The organism is Varibaculum cambriense (genome assembly GCF_032557235.1).
In the GTDB taxonomy this organism is placed as follows: domain Bacteria; phylum Actinomycetota; class Actinomycetes; order Actinomycetales; family Actinomycetaceae; genus Varibaculum; species Varibaculum cambriense_C.
Window position 1 is genome coordinate 105,381 of sequence record NZ_JAWGMB010000001.1, and the last position, 24,834, is coordinate 130,214.

Sequence of the window (24,834 nt, forward strand, 5' to 3'; positions counted from 1 at the left end):
GCAGGAACTTATGGCTGAAACCAGTGATCAACAGGAACATCTGGCAGGTGGCGATGACCGCACCAAAGGTAAAATTCTAGCCTGGTCACTGTGGGATTGGGGTTCTGCGGCCTTCAACGCGGTGGCCACCACCTTTGTTTTCACCGTGTATCTAACTACCGAAGATTTATTTGCCCCCGGCAACCAGGCCACGACTGACTTGTCGATTGGGCTAGCTTTCGCCGGATTGGTGATCGCCCTGGTGGCACCGGTTTCCGGGCAGCGCGCTGACCACAAGGGACGTGGTACCCGGATGCTGGCTCTGTTTTCTGCCCTAGTCACCATCTGTATGGCGCTAATGTTCGCGGTCTACCCCACTTCTCCCCTCGGAAAAACCGGGGCGCTATGGCTAGGAGTGGCGTTGCTATCTTTTGGAAATATCTTTTTCGAGTTCGCCTCCGTGAACTATAACGCCATGTTGTCGCGGGTTTCCACGAAAGAAAACATGGGAAAAGTATCCGGTATCGGTTGGGGTATGGGATATTTAGGTGGCATTATTTTGCTGGGCGTGCTCTATGTTGGTTTCATTTCCCCCGAAGTGGGCTGGTTCGGGGTAACCGGTGAAAACTTCCTAAATATCCGCATCGCCATGGTGTTCGCTACCATCTGGTTTGCGGTGTTTTCAATCCCGGTGATTTTGGCGCTGCCGGGACGGCGGCGAGGAGCGGATGGAAAACTCCATCCCGTGACTATGGCAGGGGTTGATTCGCAAGACCAAGAACCTATTGCGGGTTTGGCAGGAGTTAAAGCCGCCTATATCGAGCTTTGGCAAACCATTAAACGTCTAGCAAAAACTGCCCCCGAGATTCTGCGTTTCCTTATTGCTTCCGCGATTTTTCGCGATGGCCTCGCCGGGGTATTTACCTACGGAGCTATCCTGGCATCTACCGTTTTCGGTCTAGACGGCGGGCAAGTAATGATTTTCGCGATTGTCGCTAACGTGGTGGCGGGAATCGCCACTATTGCCTGCGGGGTCGCCGATGACTTTTTCGGTCCGAAAAAAGTAATGGTTTTTTCTCTCGTCTGTATGACCAGCCTGGGTCTGATCCTCTTTTTTGCCCACAACGGTGGCGCCAAGATCTTCTGGTCTTTTGGGTTGTTGCTGTGTATTTTCGTCGGTCCCGTCCAGTCAGCCTCGCGTTCCTTCCTGGCGCGGATTATTCCCAAAGGACGCGAGGGCGAACTTTTTGGGCTTTACGCCACCACCGGAAGGGCAGTTTCTTTCATGTCTCCCACTCTGTTCGCCCTGTTTGTGTGGATTGGAAAGCTTTTCGTGCCGGCAGGAGCTAGCTCTCAGCATTTCGGAGTCTTAGGGATCACCCTGCTGCTGGGAACCGGGCTCGCACTACTGGCTCCTCTAAAAGCCCCGCAGCGTCCGCAAAAATAAGACTGGTCTGCATTAACTTTATCTGCGGTAATAGGATGAACTCGATAGTAAATTAACGGAGGGCGATATCCAGAAAAACAAAACCCCGTCAACCCCAATAAGTGGATATTACTAGCAAAAACTAGAGAGAAACTCTTGTTTGCTAAGTCAGCTATTCGCATCCGGGATAGCTAAGAAGCTGGGTGGCGCTAGATTAGCTGCAACTAGCGTGGGAAGTAAGTTACGAATCTAGGTAGTACCTCATCTTGATTAAACACGGAACTAACAGCAAGCATAGGAATACTAAGACCGCTGTTGCGGCATCACTTATTCTGTCATCAGTGGCGGCACTATTTCTTTTTCAACGTAACCATCGTGATGAAAAAACTGAGCACCTGACTGCTACCACCCAGATTCCCCCGGCTTACCAGCCACCATTACCCGCGGGCAAACCCCGGGTTTCACGGATGCCGTCTGTTCATCAGCCCCCATTACCTGCCGGCGAACCCCGAGCTAACTACCTCACCGCCAAACCCAAATCTCACTATATTCCGGGATTAGATGGCTTACGCGCCCTCGCGGTAGTCTCGGTGATCACCTATCATCTGTTCCCCAGTGGCTTTCCCGGCGGTTTCTTAGGGGTCGATGTTTTCTTCGTGCTCTCCGGCTTCCTGATAACCACTTTGCTGCTGCGGGAACTATCCAATACCGGGAAAGTTTCCCTAGGGCATTTCTGGCTGCGCCGTGCCCGCCGCCTCCTGCCTGCCCTATTGGTACTAATAATCACGGTGGTACCCACTGCCTATGTAGTTAACCGCGAGCTATTAGTGGGTATCGGGCGCCAGGTACTGGGCGCCTTAACTTTCTCCACTAACTGGTTGGAGATCGCTCACGGCAGTTCCTATTTTGCCGCCACCACCCCGGTTTTATTCAAGAACTTCTGGTCGCTAGCGATTGAAGAACAGTTTTACCTGTTTTGGCCGCTAATCTTCCTGGCTTGCGTTACCTTGTTTAAACGGCGGTGGCTGCGGGTGCTAATCCCGCTAGCCCTGGCCGCGATCAGCGTTTTCCTCATGGGGTATCTATTCGATCCGGAAAATACTACCCGCGTCTATTTTGGAACTGACACCCATCTGTTCGGTCTGGCTCTCGGGATTTGCGTAGCCTTTCTGTGGAGCGCGTTAGACCCGGTACAAACCCCGCATTCGTCTGCTAAGTCAAACGGTAAATCCCGGAAGATCCTGGCACAACTGATCGGATTTATCTGCTTGGCGGGACTTATCGCCGCTATGTTTTTATTTACCGACACCTCGCCCTATACCTTTAAGGCAGGTATTCCCGCCTGCAGTCTGCTAGTGGCAATCCTGATTTGGTGCCTGCTCAAGCCGGGAAGCCTGCTAGCTAAAGCGGGCGAACTACGCCCTCTGAAATACTTAGGTACCCGCTCTTATGGTCTTTACCTGTGGCATTGGCCGATTTTGATAATTGCTACCGCCCTTTACCCGGCAGCGGTGAACTCCTTGCAGTATTGGGTAAGGTCTGCCCTGTGCATGGTAGCAACCCTGCTGATATGTGAGCTTTCCTATCGGTTCCTAGAAACCCCGGTGCGCAAACATGGTTTCCGCAAGGCATTCTCGCGTCCCCAGGCGCCCATCTTCTACCGATTCGCCCAAGTGATCTCAGTATTAGTGGTCTTGGCGCTTACTGGCTTTACTGGGGTGGCGATGGCGAAAGCACCCGCGAAGTCACAGACCCAATTGGCCATTGAAGCAGCAGAAAAGCTAGATAAACCAGCAGAAAAGAAAGCCGATAAGCGCCAGAGCACACCAGTTGCCCCCAAACCTAAACCGACCCCGGTAGATAAGCGCCTAATTTTGTCGAAAAAACTAAATACGGCTAATCCCACCGGGGAAGAAATAACTTTCATCGGAGATTCCATGTTTTCGGCCTCCCGCGGCGGGTTAGTCTCTGCTATCCCCGGCATTAACCTTTTAGCCCGCCCCAACCGGCAATGGGGAGTTACCCCTCAAATAGTGTCCGAGGGACTGGCAACCGGACAAATTCGGCGGACGGTAGTTATCGGTTATGGAACTAATGCGGGAGTCTACGATCCGGCTCTAGTACATCAAGTGATCGCTCAACTAGGGTCTGACCGGATGATTTTACTGGTGAACCTGTATTCACCTTCGACTTTCGTCCCCAAATCAAACCAGATTTTAGCTGATATAGCTGGTCAGTACGCTAATGTGAAGCTGGTGGACTGGAATAAAGAAGCCTCCCAACATCCCGAATGGCTGCAAGTAGACCAAACTCACCCCAGTATGACTGGGTCGGTCAAGCTAGGGGAATTGATCCGTAAAAATATAGACGAAATGTCCACAGATTTAACCGCCCTTAAAGCTAAACAACAAGCAAAGTAGCAAACCTACTTCCGCAGACACCCGAAAAACGGTAGCGCCCGGAAGTGGTACGTGACACAATGAGGGCATGAAAAAAATAATTAATTCTGCCGACAATGTGGTCGCAGATTCGTTAAAAGGTTTAGAACTAGCTCATTCGGATACCCTGCGTATCGATCATGAAAACAAAGTGGTATACACCCGCCGCGGAGCCGTTAAAGGCAAAGTAGGTTTGATTTCGGGAGGAGGCAGCGGACATGAGCCGCTCCATTCCGGTTTCGTAGGCCCCGGTATGCTAGATGCCGCCTGCTGCGGAGAGGTCTTTACTTCCCCAGTACCTGACCAGATGATGGCCGCCACCAGCGAAGTAGATGGGGGTGCCGGCGTCCTCCATATCGTCAAAAACTATACCGGCGATGTGATGAACTTCGAGATGGCCGCAGAGATGGCAAACGCCGAAACCGGGGTGGATGTGCGTTCGGTAGTGGTCAACGATGACGTAGCGGTGCAAGATTCGCTCTACACTGCGGGGCGCCGCGGGGTGGGTGCCACTGTTTTCGTAGAAAAACTGGCTGGAGCCGCCGCTGAAGCTAAAGCCAGCTTGGACGAGGTAGAACGCATCGCCAAAGAAGTAAATGAACGTTCCCGCTCCTACGGGATTGCCCTCACTTCTTGTACGGTTCCCTCCGCCGGTAAACCCACGTTCGACCTCGGAGAGGATGAAATCGAGGTAGGTATCGGTATTCACGGGGAGCCTGGACGCGAACGTCGCCCCTTAGTTACCGCCGATGAGCTTGCTGCGGAACTGGTAGAACCAATTTTGGCAGACCTAGATTTTAGTGGGGAACCGGTATTTGCGATGCTTAACGGCATGGGTGCCACCCCCATGATTGAGCTTTACCTGGCGTACGGCGAAGTAGCCGCGATCTTAGAGGCTAAGGGGATTAAAGTAGCTCGTTGCCTGGTAGGTAACTACATTACTTCCCTAGATATGGCCGGCTGTTCCCTGACCCTAACCCAGGGCAGCGAAGAGCTCCTCAAACTCTGGGATGCTCCGGTGAACACTACCGGTTTGCGTTGGGGGTGCTAATAGTGGCAGATACCCAAGACTTTTTCGCCTGGCTCACCGCCTATAAGGAGTTAATAGTCGAAAACGCGGACTACCTGACTGACCTTGATAGACGCATCGGGGATGCTGATCATGGTGCCAATATGGCTCGCGGAATGACCGCAGTGGCAGAGCTGGATCCCACCAGTTTTGCTGATGCCGGCGCCCTGCTGAAGAAAGCCGGCATGACCCTGGTTTCTAAGGTGGGAGGCGCTTCTGGTCCGCTGTACGGCACCTTTTTCATGCGAATGGGGGCAGCGCTAACTCCCGATGCGGATACTGCCGCTATTGGGAAGGCACTGCGAGCCGGAGCCGATGGGGTAAAGGCACGGGGTAAAGCCAACCTGGGTGACAAAACCATGCTTGACTGTCTGTATCCCGCTCTGGATGCTTTTGATGAGGCCGCCGCCGGAGGACTGCAGGCCGCATTGGCGGCAGCCAGCGAACGCGCTGATAAGGCTGCCAGCGATACCGAACCGATGATCGCGAAGAAAGGTCGCGCCTCTTATCTGGGGGAACGCTCTCAGGGCACTCCTGATCCAGGCGCAACTTCCTCTGCATTACTGTTCAAAGCGGCCGCCACGGCTTTGGCATAACCCCGGTTATAAGGAGTAGGAATGATCTCCCTGGTAGTGGTGTCTCATTCACTGCCATTAGCTACTGCCGCTAAAGAGCTCGCGATGCAAATGACCGTCGCCGGCAGCGCCCCCAAAGTATTGGTGGCAGCGGGAATTAGCGATGGCGAGCAGGTAGAACTGGGTACCGATGCTCAGCAAATCAGCGAAGCTATCGAGGCTGCTGATAACCCCGATGGGGTGCTGATTTTGGTAGATTTGGGTTCCGCCCTGCTCAGTTCACAAATGGCCTTGGAGTTCGTTGACCCCGACCTGGCTGATCGTTGCCTAATATCTTCCGGTCCCCTGGTGGAAGGACTGGTAGCTGCGGTAGTTAGCGCCGCGGGGGGCGCGAGCTTGAAAGAGGTAGCCAATCAGGCTCAAGCAGCCTTGGCTGGCAAGATTGACCAGCTCAGTGACACCGAGAAGCCTCACCCTGAGGACGAGGGGGAGTTTACCGATAATGCTGCCGAGACGGCCTCGGGAGAGGATTCCTTTTCCGCCCCCGAGGCCGCGGCCCTGGCTTTAGAAATTATTGATCCGCACGGGATGCATGCCAGTCCTGCTGCTGCCCTCGCCAGCGCTATTGGAGCGAGAAAAATTCCGGTTTTTGCCCGCAAAGCCGGGACTTTTCGCATAGTAAACGCCGCGTCCCTCACGCAGGTGAGTTCTTTGGGAATCGCCAAAGGTGAGACTTTAGAGCTAGGCACTTTGGATCCGGCAGCTCCAGATATTTTTGCTGCTATCCGGCAGGCCTTGACCCAAACTGCTCCCCCTACGATTGCGGGAGGCTCCGAGGAAACAGAGGGCAGTTCGGTTAAGGCGATTGCTGAGCAGTTAGCTAAAGAAGTTTCTACTCCCACCGACCCGGCGCGCAACGGCGACCAGATAGTTATCGGATACGCGCTGGTGCTGGAAGGGCACGAGGACGCCGAGTTTTATCGGGTCAGTCCTAATGAGGGGCAGGCGTTAGAAGAAGCCCGCAAAGCGGTCAGAGCCTACCTGGGGTCTTTGGGTTCGGATTCTATTATTCAAATGCAAATCGCGCTGGTGGACGATCCGGAACTGCGGGCAGAAATCGCCGATGAAATTGCGGGGGGAACCAATGCTTTTACCGCAGTAGACCATGCCTACAGCGCCGCTGCTGCCAAGATGGAAAAGCTGGATGATCCTTATTTGGCGGAGCGGGCTACCGATTTACTTGCGGTATCTCGCCTGCTAAAAAAGGCGTTGATCGGTAGCGAGCTCGATAATCTAGAGGAACTGATTAAAAAGCATTCCACCCCAGCGGTACTGGTAGTTGAAGAACTTGATGCCCCGCTGGCCGCCAGTTTGCCTCCAGAAATCGAAGGGGTAGTTACCCGCAGTGGCGGTACTACCGGGCATGGTGCGATTGTGGCCGCCTCGCGGGGAATCCCGGTTTATGCCGGTCTGAAATGGGGGGTTCATGACGGGGACACCATTGTTTTCGATCCGCGAACTAAACATTTAGAAGTTAACCCCAAGGCTAGAGTCTTTGCCCACTGGATTGAGCTGGCTCGCGAGCGAGTTGCTACCGCCACCAAAGCTTTAGAGCAGCTAGAAACCCCGGCGATTACCACCAGTGGTAAACAGATACCTATCCAGGTGAATGTTTCGGGTCCTACCGGCGCAGTTAGAGGTGCCGAAGGATGCGGTCTGGTGCGAACTGAAACTCTATTTGCGGGCTACCAGGGGGCTCCATCCCGTCTGCAGCAGGCAGAAGTGTACGCTGAGCTAGCGCGCAACCTCGGGCAAACCACGATTCGCCTGTGGGATATCGGAGCGGATAAGCCCTTGCCTTTTGCCAAGCAGCCCCCGGAAAATAATCCTTTCTTGGGGGTTAGAGGGGTGCGTTTACTACGTAAATTCCCGCACCTGTTACGAGACCAGTTAGGGGCAGTTCTCGACGCTAACCAAACTTTAGAATCCGAAGGTCTAGGTAAGCTTTTGCGAGTGATGATTCCTATGGTCAATCACGTGCATCAAGTGGATTGGGTGCGTTCCCTCCTAGAAGAAATCACCGCCGATACTTACGGGATTGATGAAGCTGCCAGGCCAGCCCAAATACCGTTACCACTGGGAATAATGGTGGAAACTCCCTCTGCTGCTTTACGCATGGAAGAGTTTTGTGGAGCCGTGGATTTTGTATCGATAGGCACCAATGATCTTTGCCAATATGTTGCCGCCGCGGATCGAGGAAATTCTCAGGTAGCTGACCTGGCCGATGAAGTACGAGAAACAGTGGTGAAAATGGTTCGCCAGATAGCTCAAATCGCTCATAGTTCCGTAGAACCGATTGAAGTTTGCGTATGTGGAGATATGGCGTCCGATCCGGCTTGGGCAGGAAAGCTGGTGCAGGCGGGAGTGGATTCGCTATCGGTGCGCGCCGGGATGATCGCCATGATTAAACAAACAATCCGCCAGCTATAGGCAGATACTCCTAGCGACCAGAAACATCTAGCGACTCCACTTGACGTAGCCTCCCATCCCGGCAGGCGAGCCGAAAAGGTGAAATAACTAGTTTTACTTCTAGCCCAGCCTCATATCCTTCTCAGCAGGGATGCCGGTATTACCGTTGCGCCCTGCATGCTTTACTCCCCAGACAGGCGGTAAAGTCATGTTCAGGAATAACGTATTTTCGGGAAGGGAAAACCATGGAGCTCATCGCCATTTTTTGCGCGATAGTCCTCTTTTCTTTGCTGCCCGGATACACCTTGGCGCGCTGCCTCATCCCAACTCTTCCTCAGCGAGTGACGTTAGCGGTAGCTCCGGCACTGACGTTTTTCATCCTATTAGTGCTGGCAAGCCTACTATCTCCCACTAGCGCCCTCTGGCTGGGAAAACTAGGTTTCTGCGGGAGTTTTTGGCGATGGAAACCGGTACTAGTATTCCCACTGGTGGGGCTACTAACGATTGTCGTCGCCATCGGCGCACTATTTAGGTGCCGCAAACTCACTAACCAGAGTTCCAGAGATTATCCGTTAATCGCAGCGGTGCTAGCAGGAATCACTGCCGGCATTGCCCCCCTGGTTCACACTATTAATTTCGCTAACCCGGCTCAGCGTTGGGATCCTAGCTTTCACTACAACGGCTTAGTTTTACTGCGTCGCACCCAAGATGCCCACCCTCTTTACGCCCTTTCTGGGCTGTATCCGCAAAGCGCCCGGGTCTATTACCCTAGTGGCTGGCACATTTTCACCGTGTTATTCACCGGTTCTAAATCGGTAGTTCCTGCCGCCAACCTGATGTTTCTACTTTTGGTTTGCTGGTGGATTTTGGGAGTGAGCGCCCTGGTCGCTTTGCTGGGAGTATCTCGGCGAGCTCAACTAATAACCATTGTGCTTTCTGGGTTTACCCTATCTTTCCCCGCCGATTCCTTAGCGCGCTACGCTCAGTGGCCAAACGGCACCGGGATTGCATTATTGCCGGGCGCCGTCGCTTTAGTGCTGGTTTTGGGCAGGCAAGTGCTAGCATACGCGCGTAAATTATCGGGATCGTCTACTGCTGGCAGCCAGCCTCCCGAACCCGATTCCAGTGATTTGTCACTTACTTTGCCTGCCGTACTAGCCACTTTTTTCACTTCTTTATTCTTAGGGATTGGATCCGTATGGGTTCACCCAGCCATCTTTTTTAACCTGTTAGCGTTTTTGTTCCCACTTCTAGCAGCGTTGATCGGTACTCACTTATATCAAGGGATCCGAAAAAGAAAACTTTCGAGTCTCGCCGGCTGGTTGGGTGCGGCTCTTGGTCTTCTATTGATCCTCGAAATCGGTTTTCTTAATCCTTCCAGCTTGGCTACCGCTCTTTTTGAGCGCAAGGGGGATGAATATTTAGCATTCTTGCGTCCGCTGCTGCCCACCCCTTTCTTTTTCCCGTCCTCAGCTTTCATATTTTTCATGGCGTTAATGGCTGCGTTACTAACTATGGGGATAATCGCGCTCTTTTATGGGCAAGCACCAAAATGGCTGCTGGCCTCCTGGGCTCTGTGTGCAGGACTAGTGATGATTTCTTTCCTGCCCGCTTCACCACTCAAAATAGTGACCGGTCCGTGGTATTCGGATCCGCGACGCCTAATGGCAATCCTACAACTGCCCTTAAATCTGCTGATGGGAGTGGGATTAGATTTTATACTAGTGCTAACTGTTAGTTTTCTTACCGCTGTCGGCGCCCCTGGGCGTATTCGCAAAGGCGCTGTCGCAACTCTGGCTGCCACTTGTCTTACAGTGGGAATTGCCGGCTCCGATAGTCGGGTGTGGGCTATAGAATCAGTTTTCAATCCGGAGCTGACCGGAAGTGGCGGACTGTCCAATAGTGGAGAGCTAAGGTTGATAAAAAGAGCTGCCCATTTTTTGCCTGCAGACGCGGTGATTGTCGGGGATCCTTCCATTGGCACCATCTATTTTGAGGCTATCGCTAATCGGAAGGTTGTTTTTTCTTCTCTGAATAAAATCAACAACGATCCTGACCGTGCCCGTCTCTTTTATCACCTGAATAATATTGGACGCGATCGGCAGGTTTGTCTGTCCCTGGAGAAATTGAAAGTCACCCATTTCTATGCCCGTCCTGACAGCAGATACATGGGAGTTCCCCGCTCTTACTCTTGGCCCGGTTTTTACCAAGTTCCTTTGGATGGTTACTTTACCCAGGTGGCTAGCGGAGGGCGCGCTAAACTCTACCGTTTCAACGGCTGCGCCAGCGAGCGTGGCGAAAATAACCGTTCTACCTGGTCGAAAAGTTTGGAAAGCGGGGGGAAGGCTAGATAGACTGACACGGTGCCTGTGGCATTTTGCCGCTATAGCTCAGTTGGTAGAGCAACGCTCTCGTAAAGCGTAGGTCATCGGTTCAAGTCCGATTAGCGGCTCTGCTAGTTTCCTTAGCTAGTTCTGTTTTCCCGCCCGCTTACCGGGATTCTTACAAAGCCCCAACTCATAAAGGTGCTGCCAGTTTCTTGCTTTTCGCCCTGGAAAAAGTTGCTTAATAGGTGCTTGGGGAAGCAGTTAGGATAGGGCGCAGGAGGTAGCAGTTGGCTAGTAGTATCGATAATTCTCAGAACCTAGAACTGATAATCGGGGGCATGAGTTGCGCGGCGTGTGCGACGCATGTCGAAAAAGCCCTCAATAAAATGCCGGGGGTAAGCGCGTCCGTTAACTATGCGACTGAGAAAGCCACTATTTCCCAAACCGGTGATTTCAGCGCGAAAGATTTTAAAAAAACCGTTGAAAAGGCCGGTTATAACGCATTTGCGGACGGAGATTTCGGGAGCGAGGACGGGCAAGAAGGCCCGAATACCAGCGCCGAGGAACTGACCGGGCTTCGGCGCCGCCTGATTATTTGCGCCCTTTTGGCGGCTCCGGTAATCACTTTGGCGATGATTCCGCCTTTGCAGTTCCCCTATTGGCAGTGGGTGTCCCTAGTGCTGACGATTCCGGTGGTGCTGTGGGGGGCTTACCCGTTCCACCATGCGGCCTTCGTAAATGCCCGCCGCGCCACTACCACTATGGACACCCTGATTTCATTGGGTACTCTAGCTGCCTTTATTTGGTCTTTATACGCCCTTTTCTTAGGGGATGCTGGCCAGGTGGGAATGACCCACGATTTCCAGCTGCTCGCCCGCCCCGGGGATGCCACCAGCCATATTTATTTAGAAGTTTGTTCCGGAGTAACGGTGTTTATTCTGGGCGGACGCTATTTTGAGAAACGCGCCAAAGTGCGGGCGGGGGACGCGCTGCGTTCCCTCGCCGAAATGGGGGTGAAAGAGGTAACCGTGCTACGGGCAGGTCAACAGGTGCAGATTCCCATCAACGAGCTAGCCGAGGGCGAAGAGTTCATTGCCTTGCCGGGAGAAAAAATCGCCACCGATGGAGTGGTGGTTTCCGGGGTCAGTGCCGTCGATAATTCCTTGCTAACCGGGGAATCAGTACCGGTAGAGGTGGGAGCCGGTGACCAGGTTACCGGCGCGACCATCAACACCTATGGTCGCCTGATAGTTCGCGCCACCCGGGTGGGTTCCCAGACGCAACTGGCTCAAATTACCCGTCTAGTGGAGCAGGCACAGGCAGGTAAAGCCCCGATTCAACGCCTGGCAGATAAGATTTCCGCAGTTTTCGTGCCGGTAGTTTTCGCGGTTTCACTGCTTACTTTGCTGATCTGGTTAATATTTGGAACCCCGGTTACCGCCTTTACCTGCGCGGTTGCGGTGTTAATTATTGCTTGCCCCTGCGCCCTGGGGTTAGCTACGCCTACGGCCTTGCTGGTAGGAACCGGCCGCGGGGCTTCGCTGGGGATTCTAATTAAGGGCGCAGAGATACTGGAATCCACCCGGCAAGTCGACACGGTTATCCTAGATAAAACCGGCACTGTTACCAGTGGAAACATGGAACTGGTAAGCATCTTTCCTCCCGATGATCTGGGAGTATTGCAGGCGTCCGCTACCCTTGAAAGCGGCAGTGAACATCCCATCGCCGGAGCGATTACCCGAGCAGCAGCTTCTAAAGGCATCAGGCTCACTAGCGATAAGGTACCAGTGGATTTCCAAAGCTATCCCGGAGGCGGGGTGCGCGGAACGGTTGCTGGACAACTGGTAGTCGCCGGCAACCGCAAGTTTATTAGCGAGCAAGGTATCGCAGTTTCCTCCACTTTCGAAAACGTAATCGCCGAACACACGGGGCGCGGCGAAACTCTGGTGCTGGTAGCGCTCGATGGTCAGGTGAAAGGAGTTCTGGGGGTTGCCGACCAGGTAAAGGAAACCAGTGCCCAGGCAATCGCCCTCTTCAAAGAGTTAGGGCTAACTCCGGTGTTGCTCACCGGGGACACAGAAAATGTAGCCCGCCACGTAGGCCAGCAAGTTGGAATTCACGAGGTAATCGCGCAGGTAAAGCCAAAAGATAAAGTGGTGGCAGTTTTCCGTAAACAGGGACGGGGAGCCACCGTAGCGATGATTGGTGATGGAGTAAATGATGCGGCCGCCCTTACGCAAGCAGATTTAGGGATCGCGATGGGCTCCGGCACCGATGTGGCAATTGAAGCCGCTGATATTACTTTGATGCGCCCGGATCTTTTAGCCGCGGTTGATGCGATTCGGCTTTCGCGTCGCACTCTAAAAATCATTAAAGGTAATCTATTTTGGGCATTCGCCTACAATGTTGCCGCGATACCGCTGGCAGCTCTGGGATTACTTAATCCGATGCTGGCGGGAGCCGCTATGGCTTGTTCGTCGGCATTTGTGGTGGGAAATAGCCTGCGATTACGGTCTTTTCAGCCAGTAGAAGCCAAATATTCTCCCGCTTGATCCGTGCCGGGCAGGTAATACCTACGGAGCACCCTATTGGGCGGGGTACTCCCCGTCTTGCCACATCCACTGTGGTCCGTCGTTATGGTACTGAGGACGATGCAGAATCCCCGACTCGTACTCGATCATTAAATCTGGACCGTTTGCCCAAGCCTGACCATCAACTACCAGGCTCCAACCGTGGGGATAGGGGCTTTGCCAAATCAACGTAACATTTGGGTTGGCGGCTCCGTTACGCAGAGCCGAGTCCCGGGCATTGCGGATTCTCAGTCGCCCATCCTCTAAGATCGGATCTACAGTATGAACTTTTACGTGTGCACCGTAAGGCAAGGTAATCAAAGAAGCCGAGTTAAAACAGGCCATAGCCTCCGGTAATCTGTACAGGGGCACCGGGATAGTCATCTATTTTCCTCTCTACACTACTGGCGACTCTGCAACTTTTGACCTGGTTAACAAGTCGCCCGATCCGCGAGTGTTATTGCCTACTGTGCTAACAATAGCCAACTCACAGTCCTGTCTATACTTGCAGTTTACCGGAAAACCCCGCTCGACAATAGGAAACGCCAAAACCCCAAGCACAAACTTTTCCCGCTTTATCCGTCGTTAATCCGCCAATAGTCCTGGTAACGGTCGAAATGGTCCAAGGCATCATGGATAATAGCGCTGTGCGAATAGCCCATCACGTCATAATCTTGATCATTATCGGGCAAATGCACTTCCAGACGCGTAGATCGAGGACTAGTCGGGGCAGAACCCGCGTAGATAGTATTCGCGGTATCTACCGCCAGAATCCGGTAAACAAACTGGTCAGAACCTTTGAAGGCAGTTAGTTTAAGGCGATCATAGATGCGGGCTTGTAGATCTACTTGCTCGAGGGGATCATTATCTCCCCGGACGACCTCGGCAGGAATCCCCTGTTTATTTAGTTCTGCGGCAAAGTCCCGCAGCGCCGGTTCGGCAACCCGATCCAGATAGGCTTGAGCTTCCACGGGGGTTACTTGCCCGAATGTTTTCGAGAGGCGTTCTCGCCAATTAGTTTCTAGCCGCCCGGCAATAGACCCAGTTCCCGCCAAAATATTACGAGCCGAATGCGCTCGCAACTGCCGGGCACGCCGATCTTGCTTTAAGGCTCTGGCCAGGCCAATCATCACTAAGATCATTACGAGCGAGAACGGTAATCCCATAATAATGGTGGCGTTTTGTAGCGCCGGTATCCCCCCGACTATTAACATGCCGATAGTTAGTAACCCGGTTACCCCCGCCCAAAAAATTCTTAGCCATCCGGGGGCATCCGAACGTACCGTTGGCAAAAATGAGGACAGGTTCGCCATGATGAGGGCGCCCGAGTCCGCGGAGGTTACGTAAAATAGCAGACCTACAAAGGTGGCTAGCCCCATAATGAATACCGCCGCCGGACAGTGCTGTAAAAGCAGGTAAAAACCCATTTCAGGAGCTTTGAGGGTGGCCTCAGCGAAGGATTTATCTCCGCTGCGAATCAAGTCGATAGCGGAGTTACCAAAAATAGCTACCCACATTAGGACGTAGGAGAAGGGAATCACCATGGTGCCTACTACGAATTCTCGCAGGGTGCGTCCTCTAGAAATCCGCGCTAGGAACATTCCCACGAAAGACGCCCAAGCTACCCACCAGGCCCAGAAAAACAGCGTCCAGGCCGACATCCAGGCACTTACGTCTGAAAAGGCGAAGGTTTCGAGGGCGCGGCGCGGGAATGACCATACGAAGTCCCCGATATTCATCACGATGGCGTTAAGCAGGAAATCTGTTCTCCCGGTGATGAAAACCCAGGCTGCCAGGAACAGGGCTAATACCACGTTGAGTTGGCTAAGGAAACGGATTCCTTTATGAATACCAGTGGTGGCCGAGACAGTAGCCATGGCTACCGCGAGGATCACCAATCCCACCTGGGCGGGGATCCCCTGTTCAATCCCGAAAAGAATTTCAAGCCCCACATTAAGCTGCACCACCCCGATACCCAGAGTGGTGGCTACCCCGAAAATAGTACCCAGGATGGCGGCTCCGTCCACGGTATGCCCCAGCGGACCGTTGAGTTTGTCTCCAAAAATCGGGTAGAGGGCAGAGCGTACTGATAAGGGTTTCTTCCGGCGATAAGCGAAATACCCCAAAGCCATCCCCATCAGTGCATACATCCCCCAACCGGTGATGCCGTAGTGGAAAAGCGTCCAAACCGTGGCTTCCCGGGCGGCCTGGATAGTTTCCCCTTTACCCACGGGCGGCTGCAGATACTGGCTGACCGGGCCGGCTACGGAAAAAAATAAAATATCGGTACCAATCCCGGCAGCAAACAGCATGGAAGCCCAGGAGAAAGTAGAAAATTCGGGACGCGAGTTAGGCGGTCCTAGGCGGGTTTCCCCATAGCGGGAGAACCCCAAGAAAAATACGAAAACTAGAATGATGGCAGCCAGTGCAATATAAAACCAGCCGAACCATTTCGAGATCGCCCCGACCGCAACTCCCAACACTTCAGCGGCGCTAGTGGGTGAAATCAGTGCCCACAGAGCTATGGCTAGAATTCCCGCTGAGGACCCCAAAAAGACCGGGAAGTTAACTTTCGCATCTTGCCGGCTATCTTCCGGCAGAGGCGCTCCCGGTTCTATTGGGGTTTCGCCTAAAGATTGGCTCATAGGAAACTATCCATCCCGTATTGTGTCTGCTCAGCATCTTAAAAATAATTCCTGGAGATATCTCTAGGCTAAAATACCAGGTTCTTAAACCCAACGATTTACCGGTATCAAGATGAAAAACAGACAACCTATGAAAGTGTCTGGTAACCGCTTAGTAGTAGAGTTGCTTGTATGTCTTTTCCACCTAGCAAGCGACGCCCAACTCTACATGATGTTGCCAGTCTAGCTGGGTGCTCCTATCAGACCGTCTCACGCGTGGTTAATGACCAGGGCGCCGTGCATCCGGATACTCGTGAGCGAGTACTCGCCGCTATCGCTGAGCTAGGCTATAGACGTAATGTCGCTGCTGCGGCTCTGAAGACTGATCGACCCGGCAGCATTGGGGTGGTTACTGACTCATCCTGGCGCTACGGCCCGATGGGAGCTTTGCGAGGTATCGAAATCGCTGCCAGAGAAGTCGGAAAAAATGTAATCCTGTCCGTCAATGATCGCGATTCTTTTGGTTCCCTCCAGTCAACGCTCGATACTTTCCGAGATGCCTACGTTGACGGTCTGATCGTCATAGCTCCGCTAATTCGGGAAGCCGAACTCGCTTTGAACTCTATCGAAAACTCTGGCTGGGCCAGCGGACTACCCATTGTCGTGCTCGCCGCTGACCTTGCCCCCCTTACACACGCCGTAGTCGTATCCGAGGATCAATACGAAGGATCCGTGCGAGCCGTGAAACATCTGATACGACTCGGTCACCAAAATATTGCCCACGTAGCTGGCAACCAGGAGTGGCTCGAAGGCCAAGTTCGACTCAATGGCTGGCGAGATGCCCTGCTGGCTCAGGATCTACCCGTTCCAGAAGCACTAATCGGTGACTGGTCAGGAGAAAGTGGCTACCAGGCTGGATGCCACATAGCGGACTTGATTCCTCGCCCCACAGCCGTATTCGTAGCTTCCGACCTGATGGCACTCGGTTTGATGCGGGCACTTAATGAGCGTGGACTCCGCGTGCCACAAGACATCAGCATCATTGGTTTCGACGACCATGAGTTCGCGCCCCAATTCGATCCCCCACTAACCACCGTGCGGCAGGACTTCGTGGCGCTGGGAACCCTGTGTGTGCGTAGCCTGCAAGATTCTAAATCCGTCGCTCGCCGCACTATCTCCCCTGATCTCATCATCAGGAAGAGCACTGCACCGCCCTCTGGATCGAAGATTTCGTGATGATAACCCGCAAAACAATAGCTAGGTGCCTGTGAACAAAAGAGCGCAGAAGTCCCCAATTCGGGGTGGGTGAAAGTCCTGGCAAAGAAGTATTTAGACGCGTAACATAAAGTGGCCGGGATCCCGTCCCTGGGATCCCGGCCACATCTTTTATCTATTACGGTTAGCCGATGCGCTCTACCTTGAAGTCATCTCCAAGTTTAGAAACGACCGCTGCCTTGTCCTTGGTAGCCAAGAACTGTTCGGCGGCCTCGCGGGTACAGCTCACCACGAGCTTAACGTCGCCCTCGCGACCATTAGCAAAGGAGACTAAACGATCCGTGACCGCAGCCCGGTCACCCTTGATATCCACCAAGCTCGGGTCGGCAGTACCAATCGAAATAACTTTGCGATCCTGATCGAAACGCAGGATAAGGCTGGTCCACAAGGAGTTGTTGTCGTGTACGGCTAGCACCACAGTGCTGTCCGGGCTCACGAACGCCTCCGCAGCCGACACCACATCGTCGTGAGACGCGCCCAGTTTCCACTGCAGACCCAGGGTTTCGTCAGCGGGTTCCGGAGCCGTCACAATCGAGGACTTGTAGCGACCACGCAGTAAGCTCCAAGAGCGGCAGACGTACACGTCAAGATCCTCGTCCGCGTTCCAGGTATTCTGGTACTCGGCAAAGTACTCGTCCATCTCATCGCGCTCTGCCACCAGGACGAAATCAACCTGGTCGCGGTTGGCGGCGTACAGCGCGTCTGCAGCAGCCTGCAGATCATCAACCTGGGTCGGAGCCTGAGCCACCTCTTTACCTTCGGTGTGGCGGCACTTGACTACCTTTCCCTTTTCCAGCAAACACACGATCCTACGGGCGCCCTTGGCGGAACGTAGCAGCAGGCGCTGCGCATTCCGCCACTGGTCCACGTCCAGATCGGCCATTAAAACATCACCGTGAAGCATTGCAGTTCCTTTCAGTTCTTTAGTGAGCAGTCGTAGACATTGATTGAGTAGGCGGGCATAGAAGCCATCAACTGGCTGCCCTGGACGGTGCCCGGCTGACCTGACCACAGTTCTGTGGCCTTTTCGATCTCGAAGGGCAGTTCGATACGGGTATCGATAGCCTCGGCAGTCGGGTTGGCAACGAAAACCACGCGACGCTTATCGTCGGATTGGTCTACATGTACCACCACGTCGAGCCGAGCATCGCTCTTACTTACAGCGGCAACATCGGCAGCAGCGCAAGCCTTATCGAGCATGCTAGCGGCGTCATCTCCGCTCTTGACAACGAACCACTTGCCCTTGCCGGATTCGACGGCATCCTTGAGGATAGTGCAGGGGTTCATCAGGGAGTCTAGCTCGGGCAGCTTCGGACCAACTACCGCGCAGCCGCCACCGGCGACGAAGTCCACCAAAGCCTGTTGAATCTTTGCATCCAGGTAATCGAGGGTCGGCAGCACGATGATGCTGCGTTCGCCCCAGCGCGCAGGATCGAGATCCGTATCGGAGATCACGAAGTCATGACCGCCGGCAGACAGTGCCTCGAAGCATGCGCCGAAGGCCTTACTCTTCTCCAACTGTACTGGTGCGTCGAAGCCCAGATTGTCTTCGCTGATAGTCAGCGGATTAGCGTATTCGCTGAAGCCCGACGGGGTCTCCAAGAAGTCACCGGGGAAGGAGACCAGCACCGAGGCCGCCTCGAGCCGATCATATTCGCGGTTTGCCAAGAGCAGTACCTTTGCGTCACGACGCAAGGAGGTAAAGCTGTTCTCGGACTGCATCCGGTTGGCATTGCTGAACATCTTCTCGTGGTCTTCGCGAACCCGACCATCGCGACGGATGGGAGAGTCTAGCCAGCGGTCGCGCTCAACCAGCATGTAGCGACTGAAGCCCTTGATGCCCTGCATCAACGCGGCCTTGGTAACGAATTCCTCGTCGTAAATCTCGCCCGGGTTCAGGTACCAGGGCCACACACCGGCGATGAACTCCGGAATGTAGGGGAAGCGGCTGGTTCCCACCACATACGAGCCAACGGTCTTGACGTGGCTGTAGAGTTCCTTGCGGGAGTAAATGTCGAAGCCGACAAAATCAAGCTTCTCTTCCAGCTTGGCGATGTTGAAAGGAGTGGTGAAGCCAGAAGCAGCGCCACCCGGACCGAGCGGGTGCGGATAGTTGTGGAAGAGCGCGATCTGATCTAGGCCACGCTCACGCATCATGTCGGCGAGACGATCCATCGAAATAATCAGGTACTGCTCGCGGTACTCAATCCAGTCAGCCAATACCGGGATGTCATGCTTGTCTTTGCCTTCGAAGCGGCGCGGCGCATCAATCTCGCCCTCGCTGGAATAGGAGGTGCCGTAGGCCTTGTTGATGCTGGCCAGGTCACCGTACTTTTCAAGCAAGAAGGTGCGGTACTGTGCCAACGACTCTTCAGAGTAGTCAGCAGCGTAAGCGTTGATGCAGAAGAAGTACGCCATCTCGTTATCGACCTGAGCCGCAACAATGCCGCCCTTGGGGTAGCAGTGACGCGCCAGGATCTCACAGATTGCGTCGTACCAGAGTGCGGTCTCCTCATAGAATTCATCGGCCGCGTAGTTGACCGCGGGGATGGGCTTAGGCACCTGGGTCAGGACGGTCCGTCCTCCCTTAGCGTTGCGCATCTGCAACCGCTCGTTCTCGAGTATGCGTTTGGGGTATCCGAACCAGGTCAACTCCGAGTTGATCTGCGGTCCGGGACGCACGATTACCCGGAAATCTTTTTCTTCACATAGGGTCAGGAAGGCGTCGATGTCCTTGTTACCCGAGAAGTCGAAGACTCCCTTTTCTACTTCGTGGATCTCCCACGGGATGTAGATCGAGATCATATTGAAACCCATACCTTTGACGGATTCAAGGATCTGATCCCACTTGTCCCGGTCAAGCCTCCAGTAGTGTACGGCACCGCCGTAGAGCGAGACGGTCTCGCCATCAACCTTGAAGGCGCTCTTGCCAACCGACACAGGCCGGTTGTCTGTTTGCTTCTCCATAGTTCTTCCTTTCTTCTGTTACTGCGGAGAGTTCTGTATTCTTGCTTGTTAGGCGGCTAGTCTTTGCGTGCCAGGGCGACTGCCAGGATGATGATTATGCCCCGGATAATTTGCTGCTGAGAGGTATCGAGTCCGGCCAAAATGAGGCCATAGTTAATCGTCGCCATAAGTAATGCACCGAAGAAGGTGCCGACAACGGAGCCACGACCACCAGCAAGTGCGGTACCGCCGAGGATTACTGCGGCGATAGCGTTCATCTCGTCACCGGAGCCCCACTGGAAACGACCAGACATGAGGCGACCAGCGTAGAGCATGCCGGCCACGGCTGCTCCCATGGAGCAGATCAGCATTACCCGGAAACGTACCCAAGAGGTACTGATACCGGAGTACTCGGCGGCTACCGGATTGGCGCCGGTCGCCAGGATTTGGCGTCCAAAGCGCATTTTCTTGAGCACTAACGCACCACCCACGACGAAGAGCAGCATCCAGATGATCAAGCCGGGGATTGGGCCGATGTTCCCGCCACCGAAGTTAGCGACGTAGTTCATGTCCAGAATAGGTACCGGCGCGGAGTCGGTAATCCATTGGGCGATACCGAAGGTTATGCCCATCATGGCCAGGGTCACTAAGAAGGACGGGATTCGGACAAAGGCCACTAGAGCTCCGTTGACGCAGCCGACGACCGCTCCGAGAGCCAGTCCTGCTAGGATGCCGGGCACTAACCCATATTGCGACAGTGCCATGGCCGTCACCACGGAAGCCAGACCCGCGACCGAACCGACGGACAAGTCAATTTCTGCGGCTGCGATTACCAGTGTCATCCCGACGGCAATCACCGAGACGATGGCCGCTTGACGGAGGATGTTCCAGAAGCTGGCTGTGGACAGGAACCCCTGATCGCGCAGCAGCACCGAGAAGATAAGCAGGACGGCTACGAAACCGACATAGATGATATCCCGACGCCAGTCGAAGCTGAAGCGCTTTCTGGCCACCTTGGCCGGGACTGTTGAATCACTCATGGTTCACTCCTTGAACTGCTAGTTCTAGTGCCTGCTCGTCGGTAGTTTCGGACGCGGTGAGTTCGCGTTCAACAGTGGACTCGCGCATCAGGAGCAGGCGATCGCTCATGGCGAGTAGTTCGGGATATTCAGAAGAAATAACGATCACCGCGTGGCCTTCGGCCGCAAAGTTACGGATAGTCTCGATGATTTCTGATTTGGTTCCGATGTCAACACCGGCAGTAGGTTCGTCCATCACCAGAACCCGCGGGTTACGGCTAATCCACTTGGCAAGCACGATCTTCTGCTGGTTACCGCCGGACAGTAACGAGGCGGGTGCCTCGGGGCGCGCCACCTTGATGCGAAACTCTTCGATCAATTTGTTGGCCAGTCCGCCGAGGGCGCGATCATTCATCCATCCAACTCGAGAGTTTTCCGCCAGATGCGGCAATTGGAGGTTGCTGTTGACCGAGTGCCTTAATACGAGACCTTGACGGCGGCGATCCTCAGGAACCAGTACCAAACCGTGCGAGAGTGCATCCCCAGGCTTGCTGATCTTAACCTCGCTCCCATCGATACGCACGCTTCCGGCAGTCACCTGGTCGATACCAAACAAGGAACGAGCCAGTTCAGTACGACCGGAGCCCATCAAACCAGCCAGGCCGAGAACCTCTCCCTCATGGACTTCAAAGCACACGTCATGCAGCCCATTGTTGGCGGCCAGACCCTCTACCGAGAGCACAACCGGACGTTCAGCACAATCCCGGTGGGGAGCAGATGCCATGGCTACATTACGACCGACAATACCCTCGACGATCTCCTCCGGAGTGATTTCCGACAGTGGCGATGTGAGCAGATGTTTACCATTGCGCAGGATTGTAATCCGATCCGCGATTTGGTAGACCTCCTCCATCCGGTGGGAGATGTAAACGATGGAGATACCTTCGGCGGTAAGCCGTTCGATCAGCTCGAACAGCGACTTGGCTTCTTGTCGAGCAAGAGCTGCCGTCGGTTCGTCCATGATCAGTACCCGCGCATCCTCGGCCAGAGCCTTCGCGATCTCGGTCAACTGCCAGTAGGCCGTAGACAACGAGGACATTTTTGCCGTGGGATCTATATCGACCTGCATACGCTGGAAAAGTTCCCGAGAACGGCGAATCATTTCTTTGTCGTTGATCACTCCCCCGCTGCGAGGCTCACCATTAAGGAAGATGTTTTGCGCCACGGTCAGGGTAGGCACCAAGCTAAACTCTTGGAATACCATCCCCAGCCCGGCTCGCTTCGCATCGTGGATATTTCCGAAGTGGCACCGCTTGCCCGCAATCTCGATGGTTCCCTTGTCCAGGGAATACACGCCCTGGAGAATCTTCATCAACGTCGATTTGCCAGCGCCATTACCCCCTGCCAGGGCGTGAACCTCACCAGCGACGATTTCAAAGTCAACGTCGTCCAGAACTTTCACCCCAGAGAAGGATTTCTCGATCCCTCTCATGGCCACCAAGGGTTTCGGGTTGGTTACCTCCCGTTTGGTGTCGGACGCGGCAGTCACTTCTTCATCGCTTTCTGCAGATCGGCTGGAGGCTCAGAGTTATAGACCTGCTTCCAGGCCTTAAGCACGTTCTCGTGCGAGACCGGCAAAGCATTTAGCGCTACGTAGGAGGGCGCCTTCTTGCCAATCAGAGCCCCGGCACCGATACGCGCTTCGGCGACACCCTGCTGGTACGGTTGCTGGGCACCGAGACCGACTACAAGCTGATCTTGAGCCAAGGCGATTGCCACGTTTGTCCCGAGATCCTCAGTAGCGATCTTGAGGTCAGTACGACCTGCGGAGCGGGCTGCAGCCATCACGCCTTCAGCGGGAACATCCCAGACTGCCCAGATACCCGCTAGCTTGGGGTTCTGGCTGATCATCGCGTCAGCTACCTTTTGCGCGTCTCCAGCGAAATCGGGGCCGGCGATCCCTTGCTTCTTAACGATCTTGATATCCGGGTATTCCTCTTCGATAACCTTGGTGAAACCTTCGTAACGTTGACGGGTAACGAAGAAGTCTGCGGAGTGGTAAATGACTCCGATCTCTCCCTTGCCGGCCAGCGCTTTGGCGAGCAGGTGAGCGGAAACAACGCCATTACCAAAGTTGTCGGCGCTAACGACCGATTCGTAGTCCACGCCAGCTTTCAATCCCTTGGGAACGTTGTCCATGAACACGAGTTTCGCGCCGCTTTCCGCAACCTTGCGATATGCGCCAGCGGTAGCTACCGGGTCGGTGGGAATAGACACCACAATATCGGGGTTCTTGGCGAGTACCGTCTCGATATTGGAGACTTGCTGACCCGGGTTAAAGTTCGCGTCGGTGACCGCGATAACGTCGACGCCTAGCCGAGCGAATTCGGCTTTAAGTCCCGCAATCTGGGCATTAGCCCAGTCGTTGCCAGCGTAGTGCATCACGAGGGCAGCGGTGGCCTTCTTTGCTTTAACCTGTGCTATTTCGTCATCGGTGAGTTCAACAGCCTTAGCCGTGACGGGAGTCTCCCCGTTCGGCCCTTTACTGAACACTTTGCCCTCTACTTCCTTGAGGGCGGCATCTGCTTTGCTCGCAACCTGAGTGTCAGCTTTTTCGCTGCTTCCAGACTCGACTGTGCAGGCCGTAGTGCTGCCGACGATTGCCAAGGCAGCAGCGATAAGTAATGCCCTTTTCTTCATAATCGTTCTCCTTTGAACTGTGAGCCTTCTCAAGTTCCGATCCGTAAAGGCGGAACCTGCAATTCCTATTGTGAACGTTCACACTTAAGATGTCAAGACCTTTTATAAAGCTTTTTTGGGTTAATACCCAAATTGTGTGTATAATTTCGTTGTTTTTTGGGGTTTTATCAGGGGTTATGACGCTTTGAATAAGCTATGAAAATAGAGCGCAAAAAGCGCTAATATTCGGCGCATAGCCTACGACCCCCATCCTCACTCAACACAAAAGGGAGAAAAACATTCGTTTCTCTCCCTCTCGGTCTCGCTCGTCGGGGTGACAGGATTTGAACCTGCGACCTCTTCGTCCCGAACGAAGCGCGCTACCAAGCTGCGCCACACCCCGCGTAACTCCCATATTGTATGCAGACCCTCGGTAAATCTAAAAATCACCTGCCTAGATTTCGGCGGATGTCACACTAAAGTGAACCCTGAAACCAGAAAATCCCATCTGGAAGTAAAAAATCAGAACAGGAAACTACCGAACGCGAGCCCGACTGCCGCCGCTAGCAGCGAGAGCGCCCACACTAGCAGCAACGCTCCCCAGGCGCGGCGCCAATTTCCCCGTTCCGTAACCGAGAAGATATCGAGTACAAAAGTAGAGAAAGTAGAAAACCCACCCAAAAATCCGGTAGCTAACAGGGCATAGACCCGGCTATCAGCCTGCAGGCCGGCACTGCTCACGGCGGCAATCAGCATCCCGCCCAACAGGCAAGCCAACACGTTCACCAGGGCGATCCCTCCAGCCGGGTGGCGCTTTTCAAGCTTTAGCCAAGTCACGTCGATCCCCCAACGGCAAAGCGCCCCCACTCCACCGCTCGCCCCTAAAGCTAAGGCGAAACCGACACCCATTATCGCTCTTGCCCCCGTCCGCTCTTGGCGCGCCCTCCCGGGGAATCTTTGGTCGCCAGCCGGTACCCCAGACCGGCAAGCACCACCCCGATTACCAGCAGAATTATCGCTAAAGTTGCGGCAGGGTAAAAGTTGCTACCGAGCACCCAAAAGTCACTATGCAAAGAGGATTTCTCACCACTAACCGCCGCGATTCCAAAAGCCGAGAAGGTGGTGAAAGCCCCCAAGAACCCGGTGGTAATCCCCAGTTTTAGCGGAGTTCCCAAACGATGCAGGCCAGTCCCTTTCCGATTAGCACGCGTTTTAACATATCCCAGCAGGAAAGCCCCCACCAGATTCGCTAAAATCACCCCTAAAGTAAGCGCCGACCAGCTGAAATAGTTTTTTGAAATCGGTAAAGTCCAGGTATCTAGCCCCCAGCGCGCCAAAGTTCCCGCCATACCACCGGTAAAAATGGCAACCGCATCCGCCCCTATTCGCCAGGCAGGGTGCTTAGCCACATCACGGGTTTTATCCATCGGCTATCCCC

The 24,834-nt window shown here is 54.2% G+C and carries 17 protein-coding genes and 2 tRNA genes; 9 read left to right on the forward strand and 10 right to left on the reverse strand.

Features of this window, described 5'->3' with window-relative positions; translation table 11 throughout:
• Positions 1-10 precede the first annotated feature (10 nt).
• The 8 genes from E6072_RS00415 (at position 11) to E6072_RS00450 (ending at position 12,835) form a co-directional block, all read left to right on the forward strand.
• Positions 11-1,426 (forward strand): MFS transporter, encoded by a 1,416-nt coding sequence (locus tag E6072_RS00415; protein WP_316693024.1) that lies wholly within the window; start codon positions 11-13, stop codon positions 1,424-1,426.
• A gap of 320 nt (positions 1,427-1,746) precedes the next feature.
• Positions 1,747-3,825 carry an acyltransferase family protein gene (locus E6072_RS00420; RefSeq protein WP_316693026.1) on the forward strand — a complete coding sequence of 693 codons (2,079 nt, stop codon included), beginning with the start codon at positions 1,747-1,749 and terminating at the stop codon, positions 3,823-3,825.
• A gap of 67 nt (positions 3,826-3,892) precedes the next feature.
• The gene (gene dhaK / locus E6072_RS00425) at positions 3,893-4,894 is read left to right on the forward strand and encodes a dihydroxyacetone kinase subunit DhaK (protein ID WP_278619987.1); all 1,002 of its coding nucleotides are present in this window, start codon (positions 3,893-3,895) and stop codon (positions 4,892-4,894) included.
• Positions 4,894-5,508, forward strand: a complete 615-nt coding sequence (gene dhaL, locus E6072_RS00430) for a dihydroxyacetone kinase subunit DhaL (protein WP_399334892.1) — start codon at positions 4,894-4,896, stop codon at positions 5,506-5,508. The genes dhaK and dhaL overlap by 1 nt, the downstream gene beginning before the upstream one ends.
• Positions 5,509-5,529: 21 nt before the next feature.
• Complete coding sequence (dhaM, locus tag E6072_RS00435) at positions 5,530-7,977, forward strand: dihydroxyacetone kinase phosphoryl donor subunit DhaM (RefSeq protein WP_316693031.1); 2,448 nt, start codon at positions 5,530-5,532, stop codon at positions 7,975-7,977.
• A 224-nt stretch (positions 7,978-8,201) separates the two neighbouring features.
• Positions 8,202-10,310, forward strand: coding sequence for a DUF6541 family protein (locus E6072_RS00440; RefSeq protein ID WP_316693033.1), 2,109 nt, complete (start codon positions 8,202-8,204; stop codon positions 10,308-10,310).
• Positions 10,311-10,335: 25 nt separating this feature from the next.
• A tRNA-Thr gene (locus E6072_RS00445) sits at positions 10,336-10,408 on the forward strand.
• 162 nt (positions 10,409-10,570) lie between these two features.
• The gene (locus E6072_RS00450) at positions 10,571-12,835 is read left to right on the forward strand and encodes a heavy metal translocating P-type ATPase (RefSeq protein ID WP_316693035.1); all 2,265 of its coding nucleotides are present in this window, start codon (positions 10,571-10,573) and stop codon (positions 12,833-12,835) included.
• Between the two features lie 33 nt (positions 12,836-12,868).
• Here E6072_RS00450 and E6072_RS00455 read toward each other — a convergent pair whose 3' ends face one another.
• Both E6072_RS00455 and betT read right to left on the reverse strand, forming a co-directional pair.
• On the reverse strand, positions 12,869-13,237 hold the full coding sequence (locus E6072_RS00455) for a hypothetical protein (protein ID WP_307737821.1): 369 nt from the start codon (positions 13,235-13,237) through the stop codon (positions 12,869-12,871).
• Between the two features lie 191 nt (positions 13,238-13,428).
• The gene (betT, locus tag E6072_RS00460) at positions 13,429-15,498 is read right to left on the reverse strand and encodes a choline BCCT transporter BetT (protein WP_316693037.1); all 2,070 of its coding nucleotides are present in this window, start codon (positions 15,496-15,498) and stop codon (positions 13,429-13,431) included.
• A gap of 171 nt (positions 15,499-15,669) precedes the next feature.
• On the opposite strand from betT, the gene E6072_RS00465 reads away from it, so the two are divergent.
• Positions 15,670-16,713: a LacI family DNA-binding transcriptional regulator gene (locus E6072_RS00465; RefSeq protein ID WP_316693039.1), complete on the forward strand. Its 1,044-nt coding sequence runs from the start codon at positions 15,670-15,672 to the stop codon at positions 16,711-16,713.
• Between the two features lie 163 nt (positions 16,714-16,876).
• Here E6072_RS00465 and E6072_RS00470 read toward each other — a convergent pair whose 3' ends face one another.
• The 8 genes from E6072_RS00470 to E6072_RS00505 form a co-directional block, all read right to left on the reverse strand.
• Positions 16,877-17,656, reverse strand: coding sequence for a hypothetical protein (locus tag E6072_RS00470; protein ID WP_316693041.1), 780 nt, complete (start codon positions 17,654-17,656; stop codon positions 16,877-16,879).
• An 11-nt stretch (positions 17,657-17,667) separates the two neighbouring features.
• Positions 17,668-19,719 (reverse strand): beta-galactosidase, encoded by a 2,052-nt coding sequence (locus tag E6072_RS00475; RefSeq protein WP_316693042.1) that lies wholly within the window; start codon positions 19,717-19,719, stop codon positions 17,668-17,670.
• A 56-nt stretch (positions 19,720-19,775) separates the two neighbouring features.
• Positions 19,776-20,738 carry an ABC transporter permease gene (locus E6072_RS00480; RefSeq protein ID WP_316693044.1) on the reverse strand — a complete coding sequence of 321 codons (963 nt, stop codon included), beginning with the start codon at positions 20,736-20,738 and terminating at the stop codon, positions 19,776-19,778.
• A complete protein-coding gene (locus E6072_RS00485) occupies positions 20,731-22,266 on the reverse strand; it encodes a sugar ABC transporter ATP-binding protein (RefSeq protein WP_316693045.1) in 1,536 nt (511 codons plus the stop codon). The genes E6072_RS00480 and E6072_RS00485 overlap by 8 nt, the downstream gene beginning before the upstream one ends.
• The gene (locus tag E6072_RS00490; RefSeq protein WP_316693047.1) at positions 22,263-23,417 is read right to left on the reverse strand and encodes a substrate-binding domain-containing protein; all 1,155 of its coding nucleotides are present in this window, start codon (positions 23,415-23,417) and stop codon (positions 22,263-22,265) included. Before E6072_RS00490 ends, E6072_RS00485 begins: the two co-directional genes overlap by 4 nt.
• Positions 23,418-23,725: 308 nt before the next feature.
• A tRNA-Pro gene (locus E6072_RS00495) sits at positions 23,726-23,799 on the reverse strand.
• Positions 23,800-23,918: 119 nt separating this feature from the next.
• Complete coding sequence (locus E6072_RS00500; RefSeq protein ID WP_316693049.1) at positions 23,919-24,305, reverse strand: CrcB family protein; 387 nt, start codon at positions 24,303-24,305, stop codon at positions 23,919-23,921.
• Positions 24,305-24,823 carry a CrcB family protein gene (locus E6072_RS00505; RefSeq protein WP_316693052.1) on the reverse strand — a complete coding sequence of 173 codons (519 nt, stop codon included), beginning with the start codon at positions 24,821-24,823 and terminating at the stop codon, positions 24,305-24,307. The genes E6072_RS00500 and E6072_RS00505 overlap by 1 nt, the downstream gene beginning before the upstream one ends.
• Positions 24,824-24,834 lie beyond the last annotated feature (11 nt).

Coding starts and splice junctions, on each gene's coding strand:
- E6072_RS00415 (WP_316693024.1), top strand. CDS start 11: ATGGCTGAAACCAGTGATCAACAGGAACATCTGGCAGGTGGCGATGAC.
- dhaK (WP_278619987.1), top strand. CDS start 3,893: ATGAAAAAAATAATTAATTCTGCCGACAATGTGGTCGCAGATTCGTTA.
- dhaM (WP_316693031.1), top strand. CDS start 5,530: ATGATCTCCCTGGTAGTGGTGTCTCATTCACTGCCATTAGCTACTGCC.
- E6072_RS00440 (WP_316693033.1), top strand. CDS start 8,202: ATGGAGCTCATCGCCATTTTTTGCGCGATAGTCCTCTTTTCTTTGCTG.
- E6072_RS00455 (WP_307737821.1), bottom strand. CDS start 13,237: ATGACTATCCCGGTGCCCCTGTACAGATTACCGGAGGCTATGGCCTGT.
- betT (WP_316693037.1), bottom strand. CDS start 15,498: ATGAGCCAATCTTTAGGCGAAACCCCAATAGAACCGGGAGCGCCTCTG.
- E6072_RS00465 (WP_316693039.1), top strand. CDS start 15,670: ATGTCTTTTCCACCTAGCAAGCGACGCCCAACTCTACATGATGTTGCC.
- E6072_RS00470 (WP_316693041.1), bottom strand. CDS start 17,656: ATGCTTCACGGTGATGTTTTAATGGCCGATCTGGACGTGGACCAGTGG.
- E6072_RS00475 (WP_316693042.1), bottom strand. CDS start 19,719: ATGGAGAAGCAAACAGACAACCGGCCTGTGTCGGTTGGCAAGAGCGCC.
- E6072_RS00480 (WP_316693044.1), bottom strand. CDS start 20,738: ATGAGTGATTCAACAGTCCCGGCCAAGGTGGCCAGAAAGCGCTTCAGC.
- E6072_RS00490 (WP_316693047.1), bottom strand. CDS start 23,417: ATGAAGAAAAGGGCATTACTTATCGCTGCTGCCTTGGCAATCGTCGGC.
- E6072_RS00500 (WP_316693049.1), bottom strand. CDS start 24,305: ATGGGTGTCGGTTTCGCCTTAGCTTTAGGGGCGAGCGGTGGAGTGGGG.
- E6072_RS00505 (WP_316693052.1), bottom strand. CDS start 24,823: ATGGATAAAACCCGTGATGTGGCTAAGCACCCTGCCTGGCGAATAGGG.